The organism is Sporosarcina sp. P1, from assembly GCF_002743155.1.
Taxonomy (GTDB): Bacteria; Bacillota; Bacilli; order Bacillales_A; family Planococcaceae; genus Sporosarcina; species Sporosarcina ureae_B.
On record NZ_PDYS01000004.1, the window covers coordinates 13154 to 30753 of the forward strand.

Sequence of the window (17600 nt, forward strand, 5' to 3'; positions counted from 1 at the left end):
AGATAATACAAGTAGTATAAACTTTAGAAAGGGTGGCGCTTATGTCAGTAATGCGAATGTTATCCATTGTAGGAGTTTCATCTATTTTACTTCTCGGAGGCTGCGCGTCAAAAGACGAAGCACCAAACAATGACGATGCGGTTAGCATTGAAAATGAGGGTGAAGGTAGTACCATAAACACGGGTGACGGTTACGGCTTCACAGATTTCGATTTAACGATCAAGAAAGACAATAAGAAAATCGAGACGGATTATGAAGATGTAAAGCCTGGTGATGCAGAGTACGTCAACGAGTTCCAAGAAGTCAATCTAGAAGGCAATGAAGCGATTGACGATATGCATAAAATGTTTATGGAAATTTTGATTGATAGCGGGACTACTAAAGAAGAAGCGATTGATCGCATTTTGCAGTGGTACGGTCTCGATACGTATGATGAATTCGAGTTGGATGTACAGTTTACAGACGACAAGTCTCTTCATATTGATGAGAAGAAGTAATAACCTATAAACTAGTTATTTATCCGATTTCGGTAACCTGTTTAGTTCACTGGTGCAAAGTTCAAAATAAAGTAGACCGCTAATTCTCCTATGAATCAGCGGTCATTTACATGTCTTTTTATTAATAGGTTGACGTAATTCAAGTAAGTTATACTGACCAAATTAATACGTAAATCATACGAACTCCATTACTAATTGACAGCCTGTATTGTGGTTGGAATCCGTTGATCTGCGCTTCACTCGCAAAAGCCGTTCAACTAACTACGTGCTTCTGAACTTACTCCCATAAACGCACCCTATTGTTCAATAAGAATACAAATTGCAGATTGTATACATTCCTCTAAAGTTTATATTTTTCAAAGGCTTTATTTGGCGGAAGACCTACCGATTCATCAGGCATATAACATTCTCTATCATGATAAGGCATTTCTAACTCTTCCCATTCAAAATCATCGTCAACACATTTAATGAATAAATCATATCCCTCGTCATCAGAAGGCATTAAACCTAATCTTGTTTCTTCATGCTTTAAGGCAACATCAATCGCCTCTTTCAGTTCCAATAAAGCAGTCCTATTGGCAATAAGGTAAGCGTTGCTATGCCACATTTGTTGCCCAAAAATATGGCACGTGGGCATAGGTTCATCTTCATCATAAAACCTACCGTTAAATACATGGTTTAAATAGTCGAACACCTCTTCAGGATGATCTACATCTAAATAAACATCCATGCCACTTTCCCAATACCTTTGTCCTCCACCCCAAAACTGCGAAACAAAGTCATCATATAAATCATTGTTCTCCACAAACAAATATCTTTCCAATTCATCTTCTAAATCCTCGAAATAATAACAGTGAATTCGTTTTTCATCCCTTTTATAAATGAAATGATAAAGATTATCTACCATTTTTTCACTTACGAGTAATTCAAAGTTATACTTCTTTGCCTTGTTAAGCTTTAATACTCCATTGACAAACGGTGTCTCTGGAATAAAAATTGCTTTAAATAACTTTTCATTAGCCATTTTCCAAGCACCTCTTAACATTTTATTATACCTTTATCTCCTAAGTGAATAGCCCGTTTCAGGCACAACACTTCTTCAACAACGACGCCCGTTAATTTAAAAACCATTCATTATTTCTTTACACTATCTAACAAAATAAACCCAAACACCACGCCAGCTATTGTTTGAATGGTGGAATTTCCCGGATACATGATTTCTGGTACAAACGGAAGAATATTCTCCCCCGCTGGTGTAAATATTAATACACACATAGATAATACACCAAATGATGGCAACCCAATCCCCATGAATTTAGCCCAATCAAAGGTCCATTGTCTATTCTCTTTCATTTCAATTATAAGTTTTGGCAACCTGAGCAGTATCCCAATACCAATAGGAAATATTGTTGAAAACAAAATAAATGACAGTACTTCATAATTTTTCATATATTCTTGTTTCAACAGGAACTGATATTTAGCACCTAAATAAATCATAACCCCTATAACCATTGTCCATCCGAAGTAATAAAAGAACTTTCTCATAAAGATCCTCCTTTTTGGCTCGATTCTTGACCAATCATAGTTCTACTATTTATACGCCCATAAAGTGTAAAAGTGTTCAACCTATTGAATGTTTCAAATTCAAGTAACACTGTTCAGACATCCTCATTCCACTCTCTCATATACTCTACTACAAGTATACATAAAATCCCAAAAGTGTTCTTATTACGTTTATAAAACAAGCACCGCTACATGCGATGCTTGTTCATGGTGTAATTATTCAACTTCATAGATCTACACGTAAGTAATTCTTTGTCATCCACTCTCAAACATCAGAAAGAGACACTAGTTGATCGGAAATAAAGGCCCTCGATCAACCAGCCCCACTTACTCTTCATGATTCAACATCCCATTAAACACGCCTTTGCGTTCCAGCAGTTCTTCGTGACTGCCCGATTCGATTAGCTCGCCATCTGCCAGTACGAAAATTTTGTCTGCCTGCTTGATTGTATTCAGACGATGTGCGATGACGAAACTAGTCCGTCCTTCCATCAGGCGCTCTAGCGCTTCTTGAATCGCCAGCTCCGTCACCGTGTCGATACTGCTTGTCGCCTCATCAAGCAACAGTAACGTCGGGTCCGCCACTAATGCACGGGCGATAGATAGCAGTTGCTTTTGACCTTGCGAAATTTCTTCCCCTCCCGCTGTCAGCACCGTATCATACCCCATCGATAACTTGTTAATGAAGCTGTGGGCGTTAGCCTTTTTGGCGGCCTCTTCCACTTCTTCGTCCGTTGCGTCGAGTCGGCCGTAACGAATATTTTCGCGCACGGTCGCTTCGAACAGGAATGGATCTTGTAAGACGAAGGCCATTTGACTGCGCACAGTTTGACGCGGTAGATCATCGATCGGGATGCCGTCGAGCAAGATTTGTCCGCTATCTACTTCGTAAAAACGTGACAGCAATTGCATGATGGTGGTCTTTCCTGCTCCTGTTGCTCCAACGAAAGCCGCCGTTTCGCCTGATTGAACATGGAAACTGAGGTTCTTGATAATCGGTTCCTCTTCATAACTAAACGTCACATCGCGGAACTCGACATCGCCATGTAATGTTTCGATTTGCTTCGTGGCTTCGTCTTTTTCAACAGGCTCGTCCATAATGGCAAACACTCGCTCTGCACCTGCGATGGCGGAAAGTACGGTGTTAAATTGATTGGCCAGATCGTTCAAAGGGCGCGTAAATTGCCTTGCGTATTCACTGAAGATGACAATCGTTCCAACCGTTACGTTGCCATATCCTGTCACCGCCAGCAGTCCGCCTACTCCCGCAACCATCGCAAACGACATATTATTCAGCGTATTCATCACTTTCGGAATGAAACCTGAATACGTCTGCGCCCAGAAACCTGCTGTACGAAGACGTTCGCTTTTTTGCGCGAACTCTTCTATGACGTTCTGTTCTTGCGAGAACGCTTTGACGACTCGTTGACCCGAAACCGTTTCTTCAATCATGCCGTTTAATTCACCGATTGCGCGCTGTTGTTCTTTAAATAAAATACCCGTACGTCGAGTGATCCAACGCATCGCAATGAACATTAAAGGGACGATGATCATCGTCAGCAACGTCAATAACGGACTGAGATACAGCATGATGGATACCGTACCGACGAGTGTCAGCACACTAGAAAACACTTGAATCAACGAAGAATTTAGTGTTTGACTAACGTTTTCAATATCATTCGTCACGCGGCTCATCAATTCACCATGTTGGCGTTTATCGAAGAAACGAATTGGCAACTTCTGTAGATGGCCAAATAATTGCGTCCGCAGACGATAGACAGTTTGCTGTGCGATTCCGACCATCCAGTAATTTTGAAAATACGTAGACAATGAGAAGCCTGCATACACAAGCAGTAATAAACCAATCTGTATACTGAGCCCGTCCACTGTTTTCGGAATGATGAACTGGTCGATAATGTTTCCAATCATCAAGGGGCCTATTAGCGCTAGGGCTGAACTGATTAAAACAAGAGTCAACACTGTAATCAGTAACCCTCGTTGTTGATCAACCAAACGCCAAATTCGTGCGAGCACGGACTTCCAGTTACCCGCTTTCTGCACTTTTTTACGTTGTACTTTTGATAAATCTGCCTTCCGGATAATCGGTTCATAACCAAATGGTTTTCGCATCATGCTACTCCCCCATTCTGTTGCGATTCCGCAATTTCCCGATAGAAGCTGGACGTTTGAAGTAGCTCTTCATGCGTACCATAGCCGACGATCACGCCATCTGATACTAATAAAATCGCATCAGCAATTTGAGCGGTTTGTATTTTTTGCGTGACGATCAGCATCGTCGTATCTTCTTCCTGCAAAGCTTTCCATAATGAAGACTCTGTTTTGACATCGAGCGCACTGGTGCTATCATCCAAAACCAATAAAGACGGTGTACGAATCAACGCGCGAGCAATCGACAGTCGCTGTTTCTGACCGCCAGATAAATTCACACCGCGCTGCCCGACACGTGTTTCATAGCCATCTGTAAAGTCCATGACAGACGAATGAATTTGTGCTTTTTTAGCGGCCTTTTCGATTTCATCGGCAGTGGCATTCGGTTTGCCCCATGACAGATTATCAGCGATCGAGCCCGTAAAAAGGACCGATTGCTGCGGCACGTAGCCGATTAGGTTTCGTAACGTATCGAGCGGCCAGTCTGCTATGTTTTTACCATCAATCCACACCGTACCTTGCGTCGCGGTGAACATGCGCGGGAGTAGTTGAAGCATCGTCGATTTACCGGAACCGGTAGCCCCCATGATGACGAGTTTCTCGCCCGCTGGAACTTCAAACGACACGTCTTGGAGCACGTCTTCAGTCGTTCCTGGATAACGGAATGATACGTGATCGAAACGAACAGAAACAGCACCTGGGTGGCGATTGTCAGCGACCTCTAGCTTTTCAAGATCATCATCGGCAACTAGCAGTTCTTCCATTCGATCGGAAGATGCTTTTGCGCGAGAGAAGATCACAATCAAAAAGGAGAACATCGAGAAGGCACTCGTCATGCGCATCGTATAGTTGACGACCGCTACGACATCTCCAACAGGCATATTGGAATTGCGGACTTCATCTGCACCGAACCAAAGTACCGCCATGAAGCTGACGTTCATAATAAACAGTAACACTGGCAAAATTAATTCCATTAAGCGCATCGCCTGTACACTATCTTTTTTCAACGCACTTGCCGCTTTAGAAAAACGGTTCGTTTCAAAAACACCTCGTAAATAGGCTTTAATGAGACGAACCGCTTGTAAATTTTCTTGTACGAGATGATTGACACCGTCCAAACGGCGCTGGACTAGTCCAAATAAACGGACTCCTTTGCGCGCCATGACGATGAGGAATGCAGCTAAGAAAGGGGCACCGATCAGTAGGAATACCGCAAGTTTAGGACTGACGACAAATGCCATTATCAAACTTCCAAGCACCATCAACGGCGCACGTGCCATAATTCGTAATCCCATGAAGAGCGCGTTTTGTGCAAGCGTCACGTCACTTGTCAAACGTGTAATGAGACTCGACGTCGGAAAGCGCAAAAATGCCGCGAGTGAAAACGTTTGGACACGCTGAAACAACGCTTGTCTAAGATCATAGCCGAAACTTTGTGCAGCATGTGCAGCGAAATAGGAATTGACGACGCCCGAAAAGAGCGCCACAAAGGCGAGTCCCATCATGACGCTCCCCCAAATCAAAACCGTGTTCAAGTCTTCTTTCATAATTCCTTCATCTATAATTCTACCGATCAGCAGAGGCTGCATTAATTCGACCGATAGTTCAAGTAACATGAGTAAAATGGCAATGAACATTGGCCATTTATAAGGTAGTGCATAGCGGAAAACCGTCTTCATCTGATTCACCCTTTACGTGCCGTCTTTACCTCATTATGTCATATAGGAATATGGCGTGTACAGGCGCAAATCTATACTTCGCTGTGGTCGTACTCTTGGATTGATTCCGGGAACGGCGCGTTTTCCTTCTTGCGATTCCCTCCGATAGATAACCAAATAACCCCTACAAGCATGATGGCCGCGCCACTTATTTGCCAGACACCCATCGACTGACCGAGCCAGAACACGGAGACAATCATCGCTGTGAGCGGTTCGAAACTGGAAAGGACGCTTGTTTCAACAGGTGAAATATACGTCATACTTTGCAGGAACATGATGAATGCAAGCGTTCCCATAATGATAACGAGTAATAACATACCCATCGCTGGACCGTTGACCAATGCACCAAGATTCATGAAGAACATCGGTAAGTTGATGATGAATAACGTCACGCCGCCAATGAACATCCCCCAGCCGACGACGAGTAATACACCCCACTCCGACATAAGAACTACGGGATATAACGTGTAAAAAGTGAAGGCAAATCCCACAATTACTCCCCACACAATCGCAGACGTATCTAAAGAAATGCTCGAGAATGAACCGTTTGTCAAAAGTAAGATCAAACCGAATAAGGCAACGATCATACCGATTACTTGACTACCTGGCGGGAATGATTTCTGAAAGATCGAAAGCAGTATGATGATATAGACCGGTGCAACGAACTGGAATAATGTTGCGACTACTGCGTCACTATGTGCAATGGTTTGGACGAAACCGTACTGGACGCCAAGCATTCCGATAACACCAAACATTACCATTTTACGCAACCACAACTTCTGTCTCATAGGACGACCAATTTGTATGCCTTTTGCTTTTAATAACGCTAGCACTACAGCACCCGCAATTGTCAAACGTAGGATTAACATCATAGAAACTGACATTTCGCTATAGTCCAAAATCCACTCCATCATCGGTCCAGTAGCGCCCCATAACATCGAACCTACAATAATCATGATAATTCCTTTTAATCGCAACATGATCCATCACCCCTAACTAGATTGTTGTTTTTTCACCAACATAGTATAAAATTCTCATGCCAGATGTAGACAATGCGTAAACTTCATTTATAATAGTCATATAGTAGAATTGGAAAGGAGTACCTCTATGCATACAATTCCGTTACCAGAGACTAGCGAACACCAAGCCTTAGTCGATAGTCTAAATAAATACCAATTAGTTACACATACTGATGGCGAAGGTCTAATCACCTATACCAACCAAAATTACCTAGCTGTTAGTGGTTGGACTCCCAAACGCATTTTAGGTAAATCGTTTTGGCAAATGTTTTCGGATCGATCTCAAAGTCAGGAAATAGCGAACTCCATTTGGGATTGTTTGCTGTCCGGAAAAACATGGGCAGGTAAAATAGAAAAAATGACGCGCACTGGTGAGCCATTCTTTGTGAATACACTTGCCGTCCCTACTCTATCCAATGCCGGAGATCTTCAGTCTGTGTTCTTTCTGGAACTTGATATTACAGAAGATGTACGCTTGCAGGAACGCTTAGGAGAAATTGCATTCATTGACGTAGAAACTGGACTCATGAGTCGCCATAAGCTGGAACAAGTAGTCAATGACTCTATCGCAAAAGCAACGCATTTTTCATTCGTTTATTTGACAATCGATCATTACTACACTATGAAAGAGCTGCAATCTCAAGAATCTGAGACGCAGCTAATCCAAGAATTCACCAACCGGTTAAAGCGCTACTTCCAGGATAGTCCCATTGCGCGTATCGATACGAATAGCTTTGTCGTGCTGACAGCTTTCGGTGATTGGTATATTCAAGGTTTCTATGAATTCTTAAAACAACAACCTATCTATCTTAGTCACAATGCGCAAACTCTTTCGATTAGCGGCGGGATTGTACGTTTCCCTGAAGATCAAAGAACATACACGCAACTATATAAAGTCGCGATGACTGCTGCAGCCGATGTCATCAGTCAAGGTGGCGGACGGATTGCTTCTTTATCAGCTGAGTCTCATAAAATTCTAAACCGCCGTTTGGAAATCGACCGCAAGATGCTGACAGCACTGGATCGCAATTCATTGCATGTAGCCTATCTGCCGCAATTTGATGTAGCGAGCGAGAAAATCACTTGCTACGAAGCGCTCGTCCGTTGGGAAGATGAAGATCTTGGCATCATCAGTCCCGATGAATTGATTCCGATTGCTGAAGAAAACGGTCTGATTGAAGAAATCGGTGCGTATGTGGCAGAAGAAGCGATGACGTTCGTAACGAAATGGCATCGGGCAGGTAATGATATGAATATTTCCATCAACTCATCCATTCGTGAATCGTTAAACCCACAATGGAAAGACCGATTAATCTCCATCTTAAATGAAACAGGATGCCCCGCAAACAAAGTACAATTGGAGTTCACAGAAAAATTCGCGCTTAAAGCGGAAGAAGAACAATCTGTACTGGCGCAAATGTCCGAACTGCAAAACCTCGGTTTACAGTTCACTCTCGATGATTTCGGCTCTGGATACGCATCGTTGCGATACTTGCAGCATTTGCCAATTACCAGTGTCAAAATTGACCGCGTCTTTATCGATACGTTGTTGAGTAATCCGAAGACACAGAAATTGATTGAAGGATTGATTCAACTTTCGAAAAAAATAAACTTATATACGATTGCAGAAGGCGTCAGCAATGAACAGCAATTTGCGTTGCTGAAAGAAATGGGCATCGATGCGATGCAAGGTCATTTCATCGGAATGCCGATGCCCGCTGAGCGAATCGAAATTAAATAAACTATCGCCACCAAATTAGATGGAGCTCCTTTCATAAAGAAAGGGCTCCATTTTTGTCTATCTTGTTCAGTTGTGGTAAGTCTGAGCGCGTTTGATTACAGCTTACTGTACGGGAGGTGAAAAGACAACCTTTTTTGATTGGGTGGTGGGGTGATTGGGGCGGATTTTGAATGTGGTAGAGCGCTTGACTGGGTTGTTTGAGCGGAAATCAAACAGCATAGAGCGCTCGGCTGGGTTGTTTGAGCGGAAATCAAACAGCATAGAGCGCTCGACTGGGTTGTTTGAGCGGAAATCGTACATCATAGAGCGCTCGACCAACTTCTTTGAGCGAAAACCAAACAACATAGAGCGCTTGACTGGGTTGTTTGAGCGGAAATCGAATATCATAGAGCGCTCGGCTGGATTGTTTGAGCGGAAACCGAACATCATAGAGCGCTCGACCAACTTCTTTGAGCGAAAACCAAACAACATAGAGCGCTCGACCGACTTCTTTGAGCGGAAACCAAACAACATAGAGCGCGCTAGCCTTATTTTTCTATCGATTCGAGAGGTGGCACACTATTGGTTGTGTAGCTAGCCCTTTCTAACGTATCCAGAGGTGTGAAATGGTCTAATGTGTAGCTATTTACTTCATTTGCCGAAATCGTGTAGAGGAAATTGCCGCTATACAACAGACGTTGAATTTCTTTCTCCCAGTCCATGTAGTCATTTGTCATGCGCTTGGTTAGATCAGCTGTCTTAACAATACCGCGTTCAGTAGTGATTTCATATATCATTGCGCCGGAGCTTTGTAGATCTAGGATGTTTTCACGCTTGGATTGCTCATACACCGAAATCGGAAAGCCAAACAAGTTGCGGGTTGGATGAATGAACAACGCGTGATGATCGTGCTGGACAGATGAATAGGTGCCTTGCCCACCGATAACTTCAGATGCGGTTTCTTTTGGATTCGCAAAATCTGTTACGTCGAATAAAGAGATTTTCATGCCGCCTGTTTGGATGAGCGGCGCGCCGCCTTGTGGATTTTTCTTCGCGATTGTTTCATAGCCAAAGCCGATTAAATGGCCTTCGTCAAGCGGATGCAAGTAATTGCTAAAGCCCGGGATCTTCAGTTCGCCAAGCACTTTCGGGTGATGCGGGTCCGCAACATCCATGACGAATAGCGGGTCCGTTTCACGGAACGTTACCATATATGCTTTATCTCCGAGGAATCGTGCGGAATAAATGCGTTCATTGACCGCTAGATTTTCGACCGAACCGACTTGTTTCATATTTTCGTCGAGGATGAATAAATGATTCTTCGCTTTATTGCGTTCATCCCAGAGATTGCCTTCTGTGGTGACTGCACGGAAATAGCCATTGTGTTCATCCATCGAAAACTGATTTAAGATCGTCCCTTTTAGTTGAGCGGTTTGCAGGAAATAGACGTCCGTTTTGTCGAGGCTGAATTTGAATACTTCACTAGTGCTTTGCTGATTGTTTTGGTAGTTAGTAGACGTCAGATACAGATGATCTGCGGACATGTACAGTTGTTCACCACTGCCAAGATAAGCTTTCGTATCCACTCCGCCTTTTTCTCCCGACTCAATATCGAGTGTCGTGATGACCGAGTAGGAGTGTTCCATCGCGCCTGGCAAAATCGAGATTTTATCAAGTGCGAGCGACTGTACTTTTTGATTGGCTGTGGAATCATAGACTTTTGGTATTAGCTGATCTTCTAACGGCTTTGGGTGATCGTACCAAAGGAATGGTTGATTATTCGTGATCATATAGACGAATTGGCCGATTTTACGTGTTCCGATGACGTATCCTTCTGCACCTGTTTCACGAATAAGTTTCGGATTCGTACGGTCTGTGACGTCATAGACACGAATGACGGACAGTTGTTGTGTCGGCATCATCCGGTCTTCCGTGATTTTCGAATCCATATTGGATGTCGGCGCATCTAGATTTCGGCCACCAATTAATACGACTTTATCTTGATCTATATACAGTTGGTTTGCATAAAACTCATCCGAAAAAGCTACCTCGCTGGCACGGACCATCTCGTTAGGATTACGGATATCGGTGATCATAAGTCCTTCGCCATTTAGGATATCATAGAGGAAATCACCATCCGTTTTGACAGTATCTGCTTCGTCTACTCCCGCCACTTGCTGATTGGTTTGTGAATGATCAGCGCCGCCACTAGTAGAAGCTTTATCCTCCGACGAAGACTCTTCCATGATTTCACTGCGTCCTTGAGGCTCCACTCGTTCAAAGAAGTTCTTTATTTCCTTAATGGAAGTGACGGGCTGTACAGATTCGAGGACGGTGAATGAAAGTGCTTTGTAAGCTGCGCGTTTCCATATTCCAAAACTATTCGTTGGGATATGCAATGTATAGTCTCCTGGTTGTAGCTCCCCTACTTGTAACGACGTCTTTCCATTTCCATACGAAAGCTTGGCCGGAGTTCTCTTATTGCTTTTCATAATATGAAACTCCGAAGCATCCAAGTTCTTTTTCACTGGTTCCGTGAAATAGACATTCAGCGATTGACCTGCAAGCACAGATTTCGTGGATGTAATACCCACTTTCGGCCAAAGTAGGAAACTGATCAGTACAAGGATTCCGATCGTTCCTGCTGCCCCCAATACAATGAGCCACCTGCTTGTATTCATAGTTTTCATCTCCTCTTAATTCCTTTGTATTAGAGTAGACTGAAAATTTTTGATTCCGTTACATTCTATTGAAAAAAGCTAAATAACTCCTTTTATAGAGTCATTTTAGCTTGGTCATAGCTTCTTCCATTGTCTGTCGCCTTCTACGTTGCTAATGGATCGTCCTATATGAAATAGATTTTCAAGCTCCAGTTCGTCAAGATATCCTTTCACCTCAAGCATAATGTGATCAGGATCGATCTTCTCCTGGTTGAGTAGACTGACATCGACTTTGAGCGGTATTTTCATTTTTTGTCCCGGTTCGATTTCCAGTCCAAGATCAGTCGAGTACTTGAAGGGGTTCTCTCCCCTACCTTTCTCTATTTTCACCTCGAAGCTGAAGGTTAATGTAGGCTGGTGGATCACCCTGTTGGTGTCATTATTTACTTCAATTAAGTATTCGATTTTTCCATCTTCTAACGCTTTCTCTTGTAACACTTTGAGTTGCACTTTTTCTATATCTTCATAAAGACCTACAGCCGGTACAATCTCTTCATTTTCAGTATTCGACTCTTGCAATAACGGTAGCACGAGTAGCAAAAACATCACAGTGGCCATGGCGACAACGCTCCAGATCACGATGCTCTGCTTTTTCCTACGGGGTTGAATGTTGTTTTTCTTTCTGTGGATCCGGCCTTTTTCTTGTTCGTCCATCATATCCCTCCTCTCTCCACTTCATTTCTATAGGTAGCTTACGATAGTAAACGTCTATTACCAAATTAGTTCCGACTCATTTTTTCATTCTAAAAAGGAAGAGCGGAAAACCTCGCTCTCCCTCGCTAGTATTTATACACTCACAATCGATAATTCTCTAAGTTGTTCAATCGCTTGTTCAATCAATTCCACTTTTTGCACGAGTGCAAGGCGGACGTAACCTACCCCGGCAGTGCCAAAGATGCTGCCCGGTACCATGACGACGCCAGCTTGTTTGATGACTTCGAAAACAAATTCTATATCGTCCAGGTCATACGGATATTTTGCCCAGACGAACATACCGCCTTCAGACGGCGTGGTTTCCCAGCCCAAGGATGCGAGTCCGTCCATTAACGCGTGATGACGTTTAGAGAACTCTGCGCGTAGGCGATCTGTGATTTCTTCTCCATTATCAAGTGCGACAATGGCTGCTTCTTGGATCGGTCCGAATGTTCCATAGTCGAGATTAGATTTTAGTTCGCGCAACACTTTGATCATGTCTGCATTCCCAACAAAGTAAGCGATTCGTGCACCTGCTAAGCTGAAGCTTTTGGATAGCGAGTTGATTTCCATACCGACTTCCATTGCGCCAGGTGTCGTGAGGAAACTTGCCGGACGGTCGCCCGTGAAATAATATTCCGAGTATGCTGCGTCATGAAGTACGATGATTTCGTATTTCTTCGCAAACGCTACGACTTCTTCAAAAAAGGCTTCATTCGGCATAGCCGGTACCGGATTTCCTGGTAAGTTCAAGATAAGTAGTTTAGTCTTTTTCAGCACGTCTTCCGGGACTTCTTTGAGATTAGGCAAGAAGCCGTTCTCCGCAAGCAATGGCATGTAGTACGGTACGGCACCCGCTAGTTTAATTCCTGCGTCATAGGCAACGTAGGCAGGATTCGTCGTGAGGACATAATCTCCTTCGTCACAGAACGCGAAAGGTAAATGAACGAGACCTTCCTGCGAACCCATCGTCTGCAATATTTCTGTATGAGGGTTAATGATGACACCTGTCCGCCGCTTGTAATAATTCGCGACAGCTTCATGGAACCGCTTCGTCCCTCCGAGAGTGTAGCCGTAAGATGATGCTAATGCGCTTTGCTCAGACAACGCTTGACGCACACGCTCGTCAGGCGGAAGGTCGGGGCTACCAAGACTTAAATCGACGACTTGCGCACCTGTCGCTTTTTTTAACTCAGCGGTTGCTTTTAAATCACCAAAGATCGCCGGTGAGAAGATGGACATTTTTTTGGAAGGTTGAAAGTTCATGAAGACACGCTCCTTAGCTGTTATATAGTACGTAATGACTTTATTATAACACGCAAAAAGACAGCTTGGATTAATTTTCTATCGAATATCTGGATGTTTGTTCGCCGGCAATCAGGGAATACTTTTGATAACTACACACCGAGGAGGATGTCACATGAGTCAAGATCGATACGAGAAAATCGACGACAATATAACAGGACAAACACAATCTACGCAGCCTGGCGTCGAGGAAGAGATGCATCCCGCTCCAATTTATGATGATCCTAACTTCAAGGGTGCAGAGAAACTTAAAGGCAAAACGGCATTGATCACAGGTGGCGACAGCGGAATTGGTCGTGCCGTCGCCGTTGCCTATGCGAAAGAAGGAGCGAACGTAGCCATCGCCTATTTGGCAGATCAGGAAGACGAAGATGCGGATAAAACAATTGAATTAATTGAGAAATATGGTGGCAAAGCGAAGAAATATCAAACCGATATTAGTAGCGATGAAAACTGTAAACAGCTGATCAACCAAGTTATTGACGACTTTGGTGATCTTAATATACTGGTCAATAATGCCGGAAAACAATTCCCTCAACAGTCCATCGAAGACATTACGGAAGAGCAGTTGAAGGAAACGTTTGAAACGAACTTTTTCGGCTTGTTCTATATGTCAAAAGCAGCCATTACTCATATGAAAAAAGGCGACTGCATAGTCAACACTTCTTCGATTACAGCCTATAACGGATCGCCTGGACTGCTTGATTACTCCGCGACAAAAGGAGCCATCACAAGCTTTACACGTTCATTGGCGTTAAATCTATCGGAGAAAGGGATTCGAGTGAATGCAGTAGCACCCGGACCGATCTGGACACCATTGATCCCTGCTACATTCGATGCGAAAACAGTGGCTGAACATGGAGCAGATACCCCGATGAAACGCCGTGGACAGCCTGCTGAGAACGCACCCGCTTATGTCTTCTTGGCTTCACAGGACTCAAGTTATATGACAGGGCAGACGATACATGTGGATGGCGGAGATTTCGTCGGTTCTTAATTCGGGATGAACGTCGAAGCGTCATCGCATACTAGTATATATTCATCGTGCTATTGCATTACAACTATAAATTCCACAAAAAAATGATGCGGTAAGCCACACATACTGGCTCACCGCATCATTTTCATTCCTCAAACGGCCATTTAGGCAACATACGATTCAACTTCTTATCACTACGCTCCCCAAGCACATACTCCGCTTGCATGATGGTATGGATTTCACGTGTGCCTTCGTAAATGACAGGCGCTTTGGAGTTGCGTAAATACCGTGCAACTGGATACTCATCCGAATAGCCGTACGCTCCATGGATCTGCACTGCGTCGTCTGCTGCTTGGTTAGCAAAATCACAAGCTTGCCACTTCGCGAGCGACGTCTCACGCGTATTCCGAACACCGCTATTCTTCAACTCACCCGCACGATATACAAGAAGACGACTCATCTGATAACCGGCTTCCATCTTCGCAAGCATCTGTTGCACAAGCTGGTGTTCTCCTATTTTCTTTCCAAATGTTTCACGCGTTGTTGCGTACTCTACGCTCGATTCAAGGCAGGCGTACAATAAGCCCACTGCACCAGCCGCCACGGTGAAACGACCGTTATCAAGCGCCGCCATCGCAATTTTGAATCCTTCACCTTCTTCACCAAGTAAGTTGGCAGCGGGTATGCGCACGTCTTCAAAAAACAGCTCACCCGTGTTACCTGCACGAATGCCGTACTTCCCTTTAATTGCCTTCGATGAAAATCCAGGCATGGTCCGCTCAACAATAAATGCGCTGATGCCGTGATGTTTTTTCGATTTATCCGTGTAGGCGAAAACGAGGAAATTGTCTGCCGCATCACAAAGTGAAATCCACGTTTTCTGACCGTTCAATACATACGTATCCCCGTCACGAACCGCCGTCGTTTGCAGTGCAGAAACATCCGAGCCAGCGCTAGGTTCCGTCAATCCGAACGCACCGATTTTCTCACCTTTCGCTTGTGGCACTAAATACTTTTGTTTCTGCTCTTCCGTTCCCCACTGCATCAGCGTCATGCAATTCAAACCGATGTGTACGGAAACTGCAGTGCGAAAAGCCGTGTCGCCACGTTCGAGTTCTTCGCATAAAATGGCCAAAGCATTATAATCCATCCCACTGCCGCCATATTTTTCGGGTACGCAGACGCCCATGAATCCAAGATCCGCGAGCCGTTTCCAAATTCCTTTGTCAAAACTACCTTGTGTATCCCATTTCGCAATATGCGGCATAATTTCCGCATCCACAAACTGTCTTGCTGTCTGTCGCAACATGTTCTGTTCATCTGTAAATGTAAAGTCCATCTTCGTGTCCTCCTTTACAATGAAACTAGGCTTTTTTGATGCGTGCGTTCACTGCAATCTGCCCGACTGGTAGGCCATATACGCGGTTATACAACTGTCGATAAAACTTTCTAAACTGGCGCTCGTTCAAAGCGGGCAATTCTGAAGTGGTCATCAATAATAATGGATGCTTGAAATTTGTCAGCTTCACTGTTTGATCAAGTGTCAGTCCATTGCGTTCATAAAATGCAATACGTCGTGTCCGAATAGATAATTCTTCTTCATTTCGGGAAAAGTCCGGATCTTCCACTTCCAGTAGAATTCCTGCTGGCGATAACGCGTCCAGACGGCGAAGCATCACGCTACCTAACCCATACGAACGAAATTCGGGCGCTATTGCCAAATAGAGTACGTGAATGCCTCCGTATTTGGGGATTTCCTGATAGATGGCATAGCCGTACACGTTGATGCCGTCCGTCAAGTAGACTGCACGCAAGATGTTTTTCTTGAGTGCTTTACGCATAATTGGAAACGGAATATGGTCGAGAAATCCGAAATCGACTAGCACGAATTCGAATAACCTATTTACCGTCCGTCGATTCGTTGCGAGATGCTGTAATCCCATCTGCGATGAATTCAATGTTTGTTTCATGTTCACTTCACTCCTTAGAAATACGAGGAGATGGTCTATTGAGATCTAAATCCACGCTTTCCTACCAGTATATACTGTATCAGGCCTGTTGTACGTCAATAACAACTCCGCGTTTCTTCATTTCTTGTATATACAGTTCGCCAGGCACGATTTTTTCTGGTGGATAAGCGCCTCTTTTCGTAATGACACCATTGCCAATCATTTGCGCTACAACGGAAATGGTGTTGGCCGTCGCAAGTGCCATGGCCGTTTCGTTAGTGTTCTGATCTTTTTCGGTAATCATATTGAACGTCACCGTATGCGGCTGCTTGTCTTTCGTCCCGCTAACTATGACGCGGAGTAATACAGCATCCGATTTATCTCCAAGGCGTAACTGTGGTGTCAAATGAGCGAGCATGACGTCGCGCACACGTAATGGTCTACCATCTACACGGATCGTGGATTCCCTAGACAGTAAGCCAAGATCCACTAATACTTGAACTTTGTCGGCATGACCCGGGTAACGGATCGTCTTGTATTCTAGCGTTTCAATAGTAGGGAATGACTCAAGCAACGTCGACGTACCACCTGATGTATGGAAAGCCTCCATTTCGCCATAGCCGTTGAATTCTAACATTTCAATTTCCGACAATGAAGGCAATTCCTTCACTTTGCCATTTCGCATAACGCGTGATGTGTCAGTGTAATGATCAAATAACCCTTCCAATGAAAAGACGACATGATAATTCAGTGGCGGCTCAGGTTTGACCGGAACTCCACCTACGTAAAGTTTGATCGACTGAGTTTCATCCAGCAATGATGCGCCGTAACCTGCCAGAATATTAATCATACCCGGTGCCACCCCGAGGTCCGGAATTAGCGTTACACCTTTTGCGATAGCTTGTTCATGTAGCGCAAGCACTTTTTCCGTTGCACCGCCGATATGTCCACCTAGATCCACAACGTGTACGCCTCGTTCTACTGCACAACGGGCGACGGCTTCATTGAATGTATAAAACAGTGCGTTGACAACGATATCGCCCAATCCCATTACGTCGCTAAGTTGCTCTTCATTCGTAGCATCGAGCAATAAAATGTCGAGCTTTTCATTCATTAATTCTTCGGCGAAATCTTCCGCTTGCCGAATCGCACGGTCCGCGAGATACACTTTCTTCACTTCGTCTTGCTTTACTAAATCACGCACGACTTCTTTTCCCATTAATCCCGCACCTAATACAACAATTTTCATCTGCTCATCCCTTCTTCCTGTG

At 44.1% G+C, this 17600-nt stretch carries 15 protein-coding genes; 3 read left to right on the plus strand and 12 right to left on the minus strand.

Annotated features, from left to right (window positions below; genetic code table 11):
* The first annotated feature begins 41 nt into the window (after window positions 1–41).
* Window positions 42–497 (plus strand): YusW family protein, encoded by a 456-nt coding sequence (locus tag CSV73_RS06235; protein WP_099626892.1) that lies wholly within the window; start codon window positions 42–44, stop codon window positions 495–497.
* Between the two features lie 340 nt (window positions 498–837).
* Here CSV73_RS06235 and CSV73_RS06240 read toward each other — a convergent pair whose 3' ends face one another.
* The 5 genes from CSV73_RS06240 to CSV73_RS06260 form a co-directional block, all read right to left on the minus strand.
* Window positions 838–1521, minus strand: coding sequence for a hypothetical protein (locus tag CSV73_RS06240; RefSeq protein ID WP_143560929.1), 684 nt, complete (start codon window positions 1519–1521; stop codon window positions 838–840).
* A 110-nt stretch (window positions 1522–1631) separates the two neighbouring features.
* The gene (locus CSV73_RS06245) at window positions 1632–2042 is read right to left on the minus strand and encodes a hypothetical protein (protein ID WP_099626894.1); all 411 of its coding nucleotides are present in this window, start codon (window positions 2040–2042) and stop codon (window positions 1632–1634) included.
* A gap of 345 nt (window positions 2043–2387) precedes the next feature.
* Window positions 2388–4193 (minus strand): ABC transporter ATP-binding protein, encoded by a 1806-nt coding sequence (locus CSV73_RS06250; RefSeq protein WP_369802575.1) that lies wholly within the window; start codon window positions 4191–4193, stop codon window positions 2388–2390.
* Complete coding sequence (locus CSV73_RS06255; protein WP_099626895.1) at window positions 4190–5908, minus strand: ABC transporter ATP-binding protein; 1719 nt, start codon at window positions 5906–5908, stop codon at window positions 4190–4192. Before CSV73_RS06255 ends, CSV73_RS06250 begins: the two co-directional genes overlap by 4 nt.
* Window positions 5909–5979: 71 nt before the next feature.
* On the minus strand, window positions 5980–6927 hold the full coding sequence (locus CSV73_RS06260; protein ID WP_099626896.1) for a DMT family transporter: 948 nt from the start codon (window positions 6925–6927) through the stop codon (window positions 5980–5982).
* 127 nt (window positions 6928–7054) lie between these two features.
* On the opposite strand from CSV73_RS06260, the gene CSV73_RS06265 reads away from it, so the two are divergent.
* A complete protein-coding gene (locus tag CSV73_RS06265) occupies window positions 7055–8707 on the plus strand; it encodes a sensor domain-containing protein (protein ID WP_099626897.1) in 1653 nt (550 codons plus the stop codon).
* 102 nt (window positions 8708–8809) lie between these two features.
* On the opposite strand, the gene CSV73_RS16330 is transcribed toward CSV73_RS06265, so the two are convergent.
* The 4 genes from CSV73_RS16330 to CSV73_RS06280 all read right to left on the minus strand — a co-directional run bounded on the left by CSV73_RS16330 (window position 8810) and on the right by CSV73_RS06280 (window position 13365).
* Window positions 8810–9220, minus strand: a complete 411-nt coding sequence (locus tag CSV73_RS16330; protein WP_143560930.1) for a hypothetical protein — start codon at window positions 9218–9220, stop codon at window positions 8810–8812.
* 14 nt (window positions 9221–9234) lie between these two features.
* Window positions 9235–11367: a beta-propeller domain-containing protein gene (locus CSV73_RS06270; RefSeq protein WP_158232295.1), complete on the minus strand. Its 2133-nt coding sequence runs from the start codon at window positions 11365–11367 to the stop codon at window positions 9235–9237.
* A gap of 114 nt (window positions 11368–11481) precedes the next feature.
* Complete coding sequence (locus tag CSV73_RS06275; protein WP_099626899.1) at window positions 11482–12060, minus strand: hypothetical protein; 579 nt, start codon at window positions 12058–12060, stop codon at window positions 11482–11484.
* A 132-nt stretch (window positions 12061–12192) separates the two neighbouring features.
* A complete protein-coding gene (locus CSV73_RS06280) occupies window positions 12193–13365 on the minus strand; it encodes an aminotransferase class I/II-fold pyridoxal phosphate-dependent enzyme (protein ID WP_099626900.1) in 1173 nt (390 codons plus the stop codon).
* 154 nt (window positions 13366–13519) lie between these two features.
* Between CSV73_RS06280 and CSV73_RS06285 the strand changes: the two genes are divergently transcribed.
* A complete protein-coding gene (locus CSV73_RS06285; protein ID WP_099626901.1) occupies window positions 13520–14401 on the plus strand; it encodes an SDR family oxidoreductase in 882 nt (293 codons plus the stop codon).
* Between the two features lie 124 nt (window positions 14402–14525).
* Here CSV73_RS06285 and CSV73_RS06290 read toward each other — a convergent pair whose 3' ends face one another.
* The 3 genes from CSV73_RS06290 to CSV73_RS06300 form a co-directional block, all read right to left on the minus strand.
* Window positions 14526–15719, minus strand: a complete 1194-nt coding sequence (locus CSV73_RS06290; protein ID WP_099626902.1) for an acyl-CoA dehydrogenase family protein — start codon at window positions 15717–15719, stop codon at window positions 14526–14528.
* Between the two features lie 25 nt (window positions 15720–15744).
* Window positions 15745–16350, minus strand: a complete 606-nt coding sequence (locus CSV73_RS06295; RefSeq protein ID WP_099626903.1) for a GNAT family N-acetyltransferase — start codon at window positions 16348–16350, stop codon at window positions 15745–15747.
* 79 nt (window positions 16351–16429) lie between these two features.
* A complete protein-coding gene (locus CSV73_RS06300) occupies window positions 16430–17578 on the minus strand; it encodes a saccharopine dehydrogenase family protein (RefSeq protein WP_085132623.1) in 1149 nt (382 codons plus the stop codon).
* Between the last annotated feature and the right edge of the window lie 22 nt (window positions 17579–17600).

Coding starts and splice junctions, on each gene's coding strand:
- CSV73_RS06235 (WP_099626892.1), top strand. CDS start 42: ATGTCAGTAATGCGAATGTTATCCATTGTAGGAGTTTCATCTATTTTA.
- CSV73_RS16330 (WP_143560930.1), bottom strand. CDS start 9,220: ATGTTGTTTGGTTTCCGCTCAAAGAAGTCGGTCGAGCGCTCTATGTTG.
- CSV73_RS06290 (WP_099626902.1), bottom strand. CDS start 15,719: ATGGACTTTACATTTACAGATGAACAGAACATGTTGCGACAGACAGCA.
- CSV73_RS06250 (WP_369802575.1), bottom strand. CDS start 4,193: ATGATGCGAAAACCATTTGGTTATGAACCGATTATCCGGAAGGCAGAT.
- CSV73_RS06295 (WP_099626903.1), bottom strand. CDS start 16,350: ATGAAACAAACATTGAATTCATCGCAGATGGGATTACAGCATCTCGCA.
- CSV73_RS06285 (WP_099626901.1), top strand. CDS start 13,520: ATGAGTCAAGATCGATACGAGAAAATCGACGACAATATAACAGGACAA.
- CSV73_RS06280 (WP_099626900.1), bottom strand. CDS start 13,365: ATGAACTTTCAACCTTCCAAAAAAATGTCCATCTTCTCACCGGCGATC.
- CSV73_RS06255 (WP_099626895.1), bottom strand. CDS start 5,908: ATGAAGACGGTTTTCCGCTATGCACTACCTTATAAATGGCCAATGTTC.
- CSV73_RS06245 (WP_099626894.1), bottom strand. CDS start 2,042: ATGAGAAAGTTCTTTTATTACTTCGGATGGACAATGGTTATAGGGGTT.
- CSV73_RS06240 (WP_143560929.1), bottom strand. CDS start 1,521: ATGGCTAATGAAAAGTTATTTAAAGCAATTTTTATTCCAGAGACACCG.
- CSV73_RS06275 (WP_099626899.1), bottom strand. CDS start 12,060: ATGGACGAACAAGAAAAAGGCCGGATCCACAGAAAGAAAAACAACATT.
- CSV73_RS06265 (WP_099626897.1), top strand. CDS start 7,055: ATGCATACAATTCCGTTACCAGAGACTAGCGAACACCAAGCCTTAGTC.
- CSV73_RS06270 (WP_158232295.1), bottom strand. CDS start 11,367: ATGAATACAAGCAGGTGGCTCATTGTATTGGGGGCAGCAGGAACGATC.
- CSV73_RS06300 (WP_085132623.1), bottom strand. CDS start 17,578: ATGAAAATTGTTGTATTAGGTGCGGGATTAATGGGAAAAGAAGTCGTG.
- CSV73_RS06260 (WP_099626896.1), bottom strand. CDS start 6,927: ATGTTGCGATTAAAAGGAATTATCATGATTATTGTAGGTTCGATGTTA.